The 10,967-nt window shown below is 71.7% G+C and carries 9 protein-coding genes; 1 reads left to right on the top strand and 8 read right to left on the bottom strand.

Going from position 1 to position 10,967, the window contains the following annotated elements; translation table 11 throughout:
* Window positions 1-351: 351 nt before the first annotated feature.
* Genes ACVCAG_RS13925 through ACVCAG_RS13915 form a run of 3 tightly spaced genes read right to left on the bottom strand, consistent with a single transcriptional unit; the run spans window position 352 to window position 4,905 of the window.
* Window positions 352-1,737 (bottom strand): hypothetical protein, encoded by a 1,386-nt coding sequence (locus tag ACVCAG_RS13925; protein WP_440083979.1) that lies wholly within the window; start codon window positions 1,735-1,737, stop codon window positions 352-354.
* Between the two features lie 13 nt (window positions 1,738-1,750).
* Window positions 1,751-4,111: a glycosyltransferase gene (locus ACVCAG_RS13920; protein ID WP_447189907.1), complete on the bottom strand. Its 2,361-nt coding sequence runs from the start codon at window positions 4,109-4,111 to the stop codon at window positions 1,751-1,753.
* A complete protein-coding gene (locus tag ACVCAG_RS13915) occupies window positions 4,108-4,905 on the bottom strand; it encodes a WecB/TagA/CpsF family glycosyltransferase (protein WP_440083977.1) in 798 nt (265 codons plus the stop codon). Before ACVCAG_RS13915 ends, ACVCAG_RS13920 begins: the two co-directional genes overlap by 4 nt.
* A gap of 168 nt (window positions 4,906-5,073) precedes the next feature.
* Between ACVCAG_RS13915 and ACVCAG_RS13910 the strand changes: the two genes are divergently transcribed.
* Window positions 5,074-5,622, top strand: a complete 549-nt coding sequence (locus tag ACVCAG_RS13910) for a dTDP-4-dehydrorhamnose 3,5-epimerase family protein (protein WP_440083976.1) — start codon at window positions 5,074-5,076, stop codon at window positions 5,620-5,622.
* On the opposite strand, the gene ACVCAG_RS13905 is transcribed toward ACVCAG_RS13910, so the two are convergent.
* From ACVCAG_RS13905 to ACVCAG_RS13885, 5 genes are all read right to left on the bottom strand, one after another.
* The gene (locus tag ACVCAG_RS13905) at window positions 5,561-7,120 is read right to left on the bottom strand and encodes an O-antigen ligase family protein (protein WP_447189906.1); all 1,560 of its coding nucleotides are present in this window, start codon (window positions 7,118-7,120) and stop codon (window positions 5,561-5,563) included. The genes ACVCAG_RS13910 and ACVCAG_RS13905 overlap by 62 nt on opposite strands.
* On the bottom strand, window positions 7,117-7,827 hold the full coding sequence (locus ACVCAG_RS13900) for a hypothetical protein (RefSeq protein WP_447189905.1): 711 nt from the start codon (window positions 7,825-7,827) through the stop codon (window positions 7,117-7,119). The genes ACVCAG_RS13905 and ACVCAG_RS13900 overlap by 4 nt, the downstream gene beginning before the upstream one ends.
* A gap of 45 nt (window positions 7,828-7,872) precedes the next feature.
* Entirely contained in the window at window positions 7,873-8,880 is a 1,008-nt protein-coding gene (locus tag ACVCAG_RS13895; protein WP_447189904.1) for a hypothetical protein, read from the bottom strand.
* Between the two features lie 171 nt (window positions 8,881-9,051).
* A complete protein-coding gene (locus tag ACVCAG_RS13890; protein WP_440083972.1) occupies window positions 9,052-9,948 on the bottom strand; it encodes a hypothetical protein in 897 nt (298 codons plus the stop codon).
* A complete protein-coding gene (locus tag ACVCAG_RS13885; RefSeq protein WP_440083971.1) occupies window positions 9,945-10,889 on the bottom strand; it encodes a glycosyltransferase in 945 nt (314 codons plus the stop codon). The genes ACVCAG_RS13890 and ACVCAG_RS13885 overlap by 4 nt, the downstream gene beginning before the upstream one ends.
* Between the last annotated feature and the right edge of the window lie 78 nt (window positions 10,890-10,967).

Here is a 10,967-nt window from a genome sequence, read left to right as displayed (position 1 = left end):
GGGCCGCAACCCCAACTCCGACGGTGTCGAATACGGCCTCCTGCCCTACCGGCCGGGCCTGCTGACACTGCAGCGCTGACCGGTGTGACACCGATCCGGCTCAGACGTTCCTGACGTCCACCGCGAAGGCGTGTGCCGAACCGGGTGAGCGTGCGATCGGCAACAGATGGAGTTGGAGCGGGCGGGCTCGGCGCACGGCCGAGCCCGCCCGTGTCACGTGGAGAGCCCAGATCGTCCCGTCGCCCGAGCGAGAGGGGTCGCCTCGGCGATCGCGACGCGGTACGTCGCCGAGTGGGACGCGTCATCCACCGAAGGGATGCCTCCCGGCGACCCGGCTCCCGTGGCGAGACGTCAGGGAGTGATCCGGTAGATGTGATGGGAGTACTCGGCGGCGAAGGAGTCGGTGAACCTGCCCTGGGCGTCGACGGGGACCGTCCGGTTCTCGAAGAGGACCTCGGCGCGTACGGCCCGCATCCCGCGCGGCAGGGCGAACGTGCGCCTGCCGGGGGCCGCGCCCGCGGCGGGCATCGCGAAGACGTAGTACGAGCCCTGATGGTGTTTCAGCATGGTGTCGAGGCCGGGGCCGAAGCGGTGCGCGTACGACTGGGTGTTCAGCACAGGCGCCAGTTGCCCGATGCGCCGGTTGACCTCGGCCACCGCGGGTCTGACCTTCTTCCCGCACTCCTCGCGCAGGACGTGCTGGGAGTGGCACGGCCCGCCGAAGTTGTGGTTGAAGTAGATGATGCCCCGGGCCTCGTGGATCAGCGAGCTCATGACCGCGCCCGTCACCTGCTGCGGCTGGATGGCCCGAGTGTCGTTCTCGGCCGGCCAGCCGACCTCGACGAAACCGTAGATCGGCTGGCGACGGCCGTCCAGCGCGTCCAGCTCGCGCTGGCGGTCGAGGACGGCGCCGTAGTTGGCGGCCCTGCGGCACCGGGAGGCCGGCAGGGACAGGAAGTTCTTCCCGTCCAGGCAGACGCTCGCGCTGGTGTACCAGTAGACGTCGGACGAGACGACGTCGGTGAAGCGGTTGACGAACGTGGCGGCGTCCGCGTCCCGCTCCCACATCATCACGCCCTTGCCGTAGTTGGCGTAGTGCAGCCTGCCGTCGCCCTTCGGGACCCTTTCCTTTCGGGTGCGCATCACGGTGAAACCGCACCCCTTGTCCTCGGGGACGCACAGGGGGCCCTCGCCGGGGTGGTTTCCGGTCCATCCGGCGTCTCCGGCCTTCGCCCACATGTCGGCCTCGTCGTTGAGCAGCCAGCCCACCGTCTCCCCGCCGTGGCCGGGCAGCGGGACGCTCGTCAGCGCCGACATGCCGTTCTTCCGCACCAGCGCCATGTCGCTGGTCTCGGTCAGCTCCACGTAGGTGTTGATCCCGGCGGCCCGGTCCTTGTCCGCGTCGGACTGGGTGATCACCGACTCGAACCAGACGCCCACCGGGAAGAACGACGGGTTCGTCCAGCCCGCCGCCGCCGGCGCGGCGAACCGCCCGTAGTAGGCGGGGCCGCCCTCCCACGGCACCCGCGCGGCCGTCGCGGGAGGACCCGCGGCCGGCCACGCGCCGGCCGCCCCCGGGAGGGCGCCCGCCGACGCCCGGTCCCGGCTCTCGGGCGCGTCGATCCAGGAGAGCCCGAGCACCGCCACCGCCACCGAGACGGCTCCGCCCCCGACCAGCATCGGCAACGGCCGCCTGGTCCGGCGTCCTGTCGTCTGCCCCTGGTCCTCGGATCTCATGATCACGTCCTCCTCATCGCGGGCCCGGTGACAGCTCGGCGAGCGCCATCAGCTGCGCGGCACGCGACGACCAGGAGGCACCGAGCACGGATCCCCGAATGGTCTCGGCGGGCTGCAGACCTCCGTCGCGCAACGTCTCACGAACAGCGTCCAGGAAAAGGTCGCCGCCGGCGGCGATCCGCACGCGATCGGCATAGTTCGCGAGTTCCTGGAAATCGGTGCTGACCACCGGCAGGCCCAGCGCGAGATACTCCTTGAGCTTGATCGGATTCGAATGCCTGATCCACGGATTGTCCAGCCACGGCATGATCGCGACATCGAATCCCGATCCGTACGCGGGGATGTCCTCGTACGGCCTGAATCCGAGCCAGTGCACGTTCGGATGGCGGGTGAGCCGCTCCATCGGGACGGTCGCGTCGCCGATCAGGACCAGCGAGACGCCGGGCAGCTCGACGGCGATCCGTTCGAGAAGGTCGAAGTCGACGAGATAGTCGTCCAGCGCGCCGAAGAAACCCACCCTCGGGCCGGGGATCGCGCGGAGGTCGGCGGGCTGCTCGCTCTCCGGACGGCGCCGGAAGTGGTCGGTGTCCACACCGTGGTCGAGGAAGTGCGCCCGGTCCCCGGTCACGCCGCTCTCCTCGCCCATCAGTGCGGTGCTGACGTAGACCACGTGGTCGGAACGTTCGAGCAGGCCGCGTTCCAGTGCCTCGATGGTCGGCCGGTCGGACTCGGGGAACGACGAGTGCCGGTCGGAGCGGTTGAACACCAGCGCCCGCCTGCGCATCGGCCGCACCACGTCCCACGCCGTGGGGATGGTCACCATGATCACGGGATGGCGCAGTCCCAGTGCCCGCGAGACGGCCAGCACCTGGGCCCGGACCAGCAGCGCGTTCACCCGCCTGGCCAGCGGCGACCCGTAGAAGGGCAGCGGCAGCGGGGACATCACGTAGAAGCCGGGCAGCTCCCGCAGCGGCCTCCTGACGAGCATCGCGACGCTGCGCAGCTTGCGCCCGACGCGCCGAAGCACCTGCGTGGACCTTCCCGGCATCGGCATGCGCATCCCGATGCTGTTGACCACGAGGACCTTCCTGTGCGCGGCGACCGAGCGCATGAGCTGGAAGTCCGAGTGCGCCCGGTTGTGGTACCACCAGTCCTGCGCCGAGAAGCAGACGTAACCGGGAGAGGCCGCCGTCTCCCGGGCCCGGGAGTCCTCCGTGGTCCGGGAGACGGCGGCCTCCGTGGTCCGGGCCGGGGACGTTCCCTCCTCGCCGGGCAGGAGCGGCCACTCGCGCAGGGGGACCAGCTGGCGCAGGGCGGCCCGGTGCCGCCTCCCGCCCGCCCCGCCCCTGGCGACCGCGCGGACCAGCTCGTTGAGCCCGACGGCCAGCCGCATCAGCTGCCCGCGCGGGCGGCCGTACCGTTCCCGGTGCATCCGGACCCGGTTGGCCGACGACAGCGCCCACAGCCGGCTCGACGTGGACTGCTCGCCACCGAGGTGAACGGCCACGGCACGGGGCTCGTACCGGACGGCGAAGCCCGCCGCCCCCGCCCTGAGCATGTACTCGGTCTCCTCCGAGTACAGGAAGTAGCGCTCGTCGAGGGGGTCCAGGGCGTCCAGGCACGCGCGGGAGATCAACCAGGCCGCGCCGGCCACCCAGTCGACCGTCTGCGGCCTGTCGTAGGCGGCCGGGTCCACGACCAGCTCGCCGAGCGCCGGGATCCGTCCGGCTCTGTGCCCGCCCAGCAGCGCCTCCCCGAGCGCCCTCGTCACGGTGGGGCGCCTGCGCAGGGAGAGGTGGAGCGTCCCCGTCTCGCCGGTGAGGCGGGGTGCGGCAATCCCGGTTCCCGGCAGGGCGAGCGCCTGCCGGAGCAGGAGCACGGAGCCGGGTGCGAGCCGGATGTCGGGGTTCAGCACCAGCACGTCGCAGCCGTCCGCGGCGGCGATGCCCGCGTTCACCCCGGCGGCGAAGCCGGCGTTGCGCCCGTTCTGGATCACCTCGGCCTCGGGCGCGACCTCGCGCACCCGCTCGACGGTGTCGTCGGCCGAGGCGTTGTCCACCACGACGACCCGTGCCGGACCGGCACCGGCCAGTGCCGCGTCGAGCGAGCGCAGGCAGCCCTCGACGACCTTGCCGCTCGAATACGTGACGATCACTACGGCCAGCGGGGGCCGGTCTGGAACAGCCATGTCGGAGCCGTTTCTCGTGAGAGAGGACCGTGGCGGGAAGGTGGTCACGCCGGAGGACGGGGGATCGGCGGCCACCCGGAGCGCCTCGATCCCGGACTCGGGGTCGGCGGTCAGGTGGAGCGCGTCGGACTCGGACGCGGGATCGGCGGCCACGCCCGGTGGCTCGGATTCGGGGTCGGCGGTCACGTGCGGCGCCTCGATGTCAGGCGGGTGCGCAGGGCGCCCGCGAGGAGGGCGACCGCGAACGGCGCGTCGTCGCGCAGGTAGCGGCGGGCCAGGCGGCGCGGTTCCAGGGCGAGCCGGTACAGCCACTCGGCGCCCACCCGCTGGACCGGCCCCGGGGCGCGGCTGAACCGCCCGGCCGCCATGGGGATCCCGGCTCCGCAGCCGAGGTACCAGGCGTCGGGCAGTTTCTCCCTGAGAGCCTCGATGACCCTTTCCTGCTTGGGGAAGCCCAGCCCGACGAGGACGAGGTCGGGTGCGGCGGCGGCCACCCCCTCGACCACCTCGCGGACCCCGTCCGGCGTGCTCTCGAACCCGAAGGGAGGCGAGCAGGTGCCCGCCACGCGCAGCCCCGGGCAGCGTCCGGCGAGGACCCGCGCCGCGTCCTCCGGCACGCCGGGCTCCCCTCCGAGCAGGTAGATCGAGCGGTTCTCGCGCGCGGCCCGTCCGGTCAGGGAGTGCACGAGCGCGGCACCGGTGATCCTGCAGGGGACCGCCGGCCCGGCGAGCCTCGACGCCCAGACCACCGGCATACCGTCGGCGACCACGATCTCGGAGCGGGTGACGAGGTCCGCCAGGGCGGGATCGCGCGTGGCGGCGCGGACGATGTCGACGTTCGCGGTGACGATCGCGCCGCCGCGCCCCCTTCGCCACTCGGCCGCCACGTGGTCGAGAAGCTCCGCCTCGCTGACCGCCATGACCTCGACGGCCCCGACCCGGACGCGCGCGAACCTCGCCCCGGACCTCTCCGGCGGCACCGTACGCACCACCGGCGGGGACGGCCGGTCCGCGGAAGGGACGTCCTCCGGGGTACGCGGACCGGCACCGTTTCCCGCTTCTCCACGGCAGGGAGGCTCCGTACGCCGGCCGGCGCCGTTTCCCGTTTCCCCATGGCCGGGAGGTGCGGGAGTCGTAAAGATGGGCTCATGAGAGTCGAACGCGCCGAGATCGACGATGTCCTGCTCTTCGTCCCCACCCTGCACAGGGACGACCGCGGGCTGTTCACCCGCACCTTCGACGCGGCGCTCGCCGCCGCCCACGGGCTGCGGCCCGAGGCGTTCGTCCAGGACAGCCAGTCGCGGTCCCGGCTGGGGACGGTCAGGGCCCTGCACGGCCGGGGCGGACGGGGGGAGGCCAAGCTCGTCCGGTGCGCCCGCGGGGCCGTGCACGACGTGCTCGTCGACGCCCGGCCGGACTCGCCGACCTTCGGCCGCCAGATGTCGGTGATTCTGGACGATGAGACGTTCGTTCACCTCTACGTTCCTCCTGGCTTGTTGCACGGCTATCAGGCACTGACCGATCAGGCCGACGTCTGCTACCGGATCGACCGGGAGCACGATCCCGCCGAGGACCTCGCCGTCCGCTACGACGACCCCGATCTCGGCATCCGGTGGCCGCTGCCGGTCACCGCGATCAGCGAGCGGGATCTGGCCGCGGGCTCCTGGGCGGATCTGCGCGCCCGGCCGGCCGGGTGACCTTCCCAACGGCCTCGACGGCCTTCTCGCCGACCTCCTCATCGGTCTCCTTCCCGAACTCCCCGGGCTCCCGGGGAGCCCCGGGATCCCCGCCGGACCTCACCGGCGGCCGGATGGCCTGAGCCCTCGGCTGCCGGGTGGCGCGCAGCAGCGAGCCGGCGGCTCCGATGATCAGGAATGACAGGCCCGTCACGGTCGCGAACGAGCGCAGGTCGAACGTGGCCGCCCCGACCAGGGGGACGACCAGGCACGCGGCCAGGGTCAGCCCCAGGTCCCGTACGGCGGGGTCGGAGCTGAGGCGGCGGACGCGCAACGCCGCCCAGATACCGGTCAGGAAGATCCCGGAGAAGGCGGCCAGGCCGATGACCCCGGTCTCCACCAGCGACAGGATGTACTGGTTGTCGAAGATCAGATGCTTGGGCGCGTACCAGGTGCCCAGCCCCCTGCCGACCCAGAAGTGGTTCCCGATCTCGGTGGCCGCCACCGCGTAGTCGTGGGTCCTGTACTGGATGCTCGAATCGCTGGACAGGCTGGTGAACAGCCCGAGAAAGACGCTGATCAGGCCGGGTACGGCCACCTTCATCGCCACCAGGAAACCCACGCCGCCAAGCGCCGCCCACAGCCTCCTGCGCGCAGGCCACCCGGCGACCAGCACCACGCCGACGACGGCGAGCCCGAGGACCGCCGACCGCGACACGGAGAACATCAGCCCGGTGCCGATCAGCGCGCAGCACACCCACCACCGCAGGGAGGGCTCCCCCCGGTCGCGGGCGCCGAACGCGTAGTGCAGCGAGAGAGGAGTGATCATCGCGCAGACGACGCCGAGCTCGATGGGATGTCCCGTGGTGGCCGCGACCCGGCGCAGGGTGTTCCGTTCGAGGATCGCCGGCAGATCCGAGGTGAACCGGAAACCGGGAAAGGCCAGATACTTCGTCAGGTCGAATTCGAGCACGAACTGGAGCGCCGCGATGACCCCGACGGCCGCGCCGGAGATCACGAGACACCTCAGGACGAAGTCCAGCCGCTCCCGGCCCCGGATGCCGTCGCACGCCCCGAGACCGATGCCCACCGTCGCCACGACGAGGACGATGCTGTGGTCGGCCATGTCGAGCTCGTCGGGCGGGAGGTAGGCGGCGCTGGCGTACCCGTAGGTGGCCAGCATCGCCGCGGTGTACACGAACAGCGCGGTGCGTACGGGATTGGGGCCCTTGGCCGCGCCGAGCGTGGTCGTGAGCTGCGCGCAGAACCACCACAGCGCGGCGAAGAGGCCGACCGCGTCGGCGGGCGTGAGCGAGAAGGGCAGGCCGCGGAAGACCAGCCGCGCCGGAGACAGCATCAGGACCACCGCGAACGCGGCGGCGAGGGTGGCCCCGTCGGCACCGCGGAGACCGGGGCGGTCCAGGGAGGCGACGGACACGGGGGCCGGATCCCCGGTGGGGACCTCGGCGCGGACCGTGCCGGAGACCGTGGGTGCCGTACGGGTCACGAGGATTCTCACCGCCGCAGGAGGGAGGGTTCGGCGGGCAGCCCGGGCGCCGGCACGGGCCTCCCGCGTCTCCGCTTCCGGGCGTCCAGGAAGCTCTCCAGGGAGAACACCGCGGCGAGGCTGGCGAGTATCCCGAGAAGCAGTGCGGCGGCGGCCCCGCGCGTCTTCCCCCCGCGCTGGGGTTGCGGCTCCGTCGGCGGCACCATCTCGTCCATCGTGATGTAGGTGGCCAGGGGCGCGTTGAGCTGCCTCTGGCGACCGGCCAGCTCGATCCTCGCGCGGTCCCTGACCCGCGTCACGATGTCCCGCGCCCCGGCCGGCGACCTGCTCGTGCCCTCGATGTACACGAACGGCCCGCCGTCCAGCGCCTCCGGATTGGTGCTGCCGTTGGTGGCCGTGAAGGTGGTGTCACCCTCGGGCCGCACGCCGAGCGACTCCGCCGTCTCCGGCGCGCTGATCACCTGAATGAGGATCGAGGCGGACATGCTCAGGCCCCAGTCGAAGTTCAGCAGGGGGTTGGTCAGCCCGTTGGGACGCTCGGGGTCGCTCGGCAGGCTCCCCCCGGTCGGCGGGATGGTCAGCACGAGCACCGCGTTCGAGACGTAGAGCGTGGGGATCGACGAGTAGACGCCCAGCGCGGCGCCGATGGACAGCAGGAACGCCGGCAGGGCGACGTACCAGCGCCGTAACACGATGAGTACGGTCCCCCAGAAGTCCACGCGTTTCCTCTCGTCTGCCTGTCGCGGTCGCCTGCTCGTCGCCGTCTACTTGTCGTCGTCCACTTGTCGTCCTCGTCCAGGTGTCGCCGAGGGCGCCGGGGACATCGCCTCCACCGGGTACACGGTGATCGGCGGCTCGGTGGCGTCCCTGCCGTCACGGCCTCCACGCCCCCTGCCACCCGCGCGGCTCTTACCGCCCCCGCCGCCCTTACCGTCCTTGCCGGTCACGGGCTCCCCGCCTTCCTCGCCGTCCTCGCCGTCCTCGTGTCCCCGGCCTTTTTCCGGAAGGGCATCAGGATGCGCCTCGTCGGAACGGCCTGCCGAGGGCGTGGCCGTGTCCGTGGCCGTGTCCGTGGCCGCTTCCGTGTCCGGCCGGGGCTCGACGGGTCGCCCGCCACCGGACCTCCGCCGGAACACCCTCCGGCGCTCCACGGCGTACACCGCGCCGAGGCCGAGCAGGACGACGGCGAACGCCGCCCCGCCCGCGGCCTGCCACGTGCCGCTCCGGTCCATCGCGGGGTAGCCGGCGGGCACCACCTCGACGAACCCGATGAAGGTGGAGCGGGGGGCGCCGAGCACCTCCTGCCTGCGGACCAGCTCGGTCCTGAGGCGGAACTGGGTCCTGGCCATGACGGCACGGGTGACCTCGGCGGAGTCGCTCTCCACCTCCAGGTACACGAACGGGCCGTTCATGAGGATGCCCAGCATGCTGGGGTTGGTGCGCCCGTCGTTGATCGTGACCTCGACGGGGCCGTCCTTCACGATGCCCAGTTCCGTCGCGACCGCCTCGGTGTTCATGGACAGGATGAGGATGCCGGCCGTGGTCCTGAGGCCGTCGCTGAACTGCAGCAGCGGGTTGGTCCGCCCCGGCTTCTTGGCCGGGTCCGTCGTTCCTCCCGCGGGGGGCGTGGTCAGCACCATGGAGGCGCTCGACACGTAGCGCGGGGGCACCAGGGAGAAGACGACCACGGCGGCGAGGAGCGCCAGGCCGAACAGCGGAAACCCGACCCGCTTCCTTCTGGCGAGGTCGAGGATGGTCTTCCAGAACTCCACTACGTCGTCCCCGCTCCCCCGAGCGCGCCAGACGCCCAGGACACGATGCGTATTGGTCGCAGCACACGAACTCCTTGTCACTACGGACGTCACCGCAGGCGTCACCACGGACGTCACGGCGTCACGGCGTCACGGCGTCACCCGGTGTGGCGGTGGCCGGGTGCCCGCCGCTCACCCGGCCCCGGTCAGGGCCTCCGCCTCGTACTCCAGCGCCAGCTCCTCCGGCATCGGGTCGAGGTCGGAGGAGCGGACGAAGTCGCGCAGGGTGGTGCCGGTGCACTCCGCGTCCACGTTGCGGGCGCCGCGGCGGGTGCGCACGTCGTCGATGTGCACCGTGCGGAAGTCGATGCTGAAGCGGGTCCTGCCCGAGGTGTTGGGCACCGTGGAGTGCAGCTGGGCGCCGGAGAACACCATGACGCCCCCCGGCTCCGGCACCACCCGCACCTGCGGGTCGAGCACGACGGCCTCCTCGGGGCGGGGCTGGTCCCTGGTGTCGCCGCGCACGTGCTGGGCCGCGGTGAGCCGGCTGGTCCTGTTCCACTCCGCGTAGTCGTAGCGGGCGCTGCCGTTGCGCACCGGGCTGCCGAAGTACTGGGGATGGAAGGCCATCACGTTCTCCGGGACCACCTCGTAGACGGGGATCCACCAGTTGAGCTGGTTGAACGGGGCCGAGTACCAGCAGTCGCGATGCGGATGGAAGGCGTAGGAGATGCCGGAGGTGAGGTAGTCGTGGGAGGTGGAGGTGCGCAGCCGGGGCACGTCGAAGTAGGTGCGGTCCAGGTCGCAGCCCAGTTCCGCGAGCACCGCGGGCAGCAGCTCCTTGCACCGGGGATGATGGATGAACCGGGGCTTGAGCCGGGCGAGCAGGTCGGCGAACTCCTCGACCGGCATGTCGAACTGGGCGGTCTCCGGGTCGCGCTCGCCGAACGCCTCGGCGATCAGTTCCCTGGCGAAGGCGGCCAGCTGGGCGGAGGCGGGCGTCGCCGAGTAGACGAAGACCTGCCCCTGGTAGAGCTGCTCCCTGCGCGTGTCGTCGTCCACCACGCTGTTGGAGAAGACGGTGGTCACGGGGTTCTCCTTTCTGAAATCACTGGTCTTGGGTCGACGGACATCTCTCCCCGCCCACCGGGGACGAGCCCCGAGGCGATGAGCGCGAGCCTGCGGCCCCGGCGGGCCGCGGTGAGCCGCTGGCGGCGCGCGTACATGCCGAGGACGGCCGCGCGGGCACGGCGGCGCTGGTCGGCGGTGAGGTCGGCCTCCCGCAGCCAGCGGAACAGCTCCCCGCACTGCAGAACGCCGGCGCAGCGGGCCCGCCAGGGCGGCACGTCGAGGCGGCGGGCGATCGCCGGCAGGGTGTCGTGCTTCCAGTTGCGGTGGGCGAGGACCTCGGGGACGTGTCCCCACGGCCCGGCCAGCGCGAGCTTCGCCGCGAACACCTCGTCCTCGCGCAGCATGTTGCGCCGCGGGATCCTCGCCAGGGGGTCGCGCCGCAGCGTGCCGTACAGCGGGTCGATGAGCAGGTGGCTCTCGTTGAGCAGCCGCAGCATCTCGGCGAACCGCTCGACCGGGTCGTCCGAGGCCAGCCCGGAGCCGTCGAGGGGGGCGGTGGTGACGGTCCCGTCGGGTTCGGTGTAGGCGACCTGCGTGGTGACCAGGACGAGCCGGTCGTCCTCCGCGAACGCCTGGAGGGACCGGGAGACGCACGCGGGCTCCAGCCGGTCGTCGTCGCCGACCCAGCGGAAGAACGTGCCCGCGACCAGTTCGGTGCTACGGACGAAGTTGTCGAACAGGCCCACGTTCTCCGGGTGCCTGCGGTAGACGATCCGGTGGTCGGTCGCGGCCAGGTCGCGGCAGATCTCCTCGGTGCCGTCCGTGGACGCGTTGTCGGAGATCACCAGCTGGAGGCGCTCGTGATCCTGGCCGAGCACCGAGCGGATCGCGCCCTCGATCCGCCCGGCCCCGTTGCGTACGGGAAGCACGATGGACACCAGCGTGTCGGAGTTCTCCATCCGGTCTCTCCTCTCGCAGATCTCGTAGATCTCTTGAATCTCTTGAATCTCTTGAATCTCGTGGGTCTGACGGGTCTT

Source organism: Streptosporangium sp. G12, from assembly GCF_052983175.1.
The sequence above is the reverse complement of the archived record's forward strand: the minus strand, read 5'-3'. Positions and strand labels throughout refer to the sequence as shown.

Excerpts from the sequence above, each read along its gene's own strand:
- ACVCAG_RS13925 (WP_440083979.1), bottom strand. The coding sequence starts at position 1,737 with ATGAGATCCGAGGACCAGGGGCAGACGACAGGACGCCGGACCAGGCGG.
- ACVCAG_RS13910 (WP_440083976.1), top strand. The coding sequence starts at position 5,074 with ATGAGAGTCGAACGCGCCGAGATCGACGATGTCCTGCTCTTCGTCCCC.
- ACVCAG_RS13885 (WP_440083971.1), bottom strand. The coding sequence starts at position 10,889 with ATGGAGAACTCCGACACGCTGGTGTCCATCGTGCTTCCCGTACGCAAC.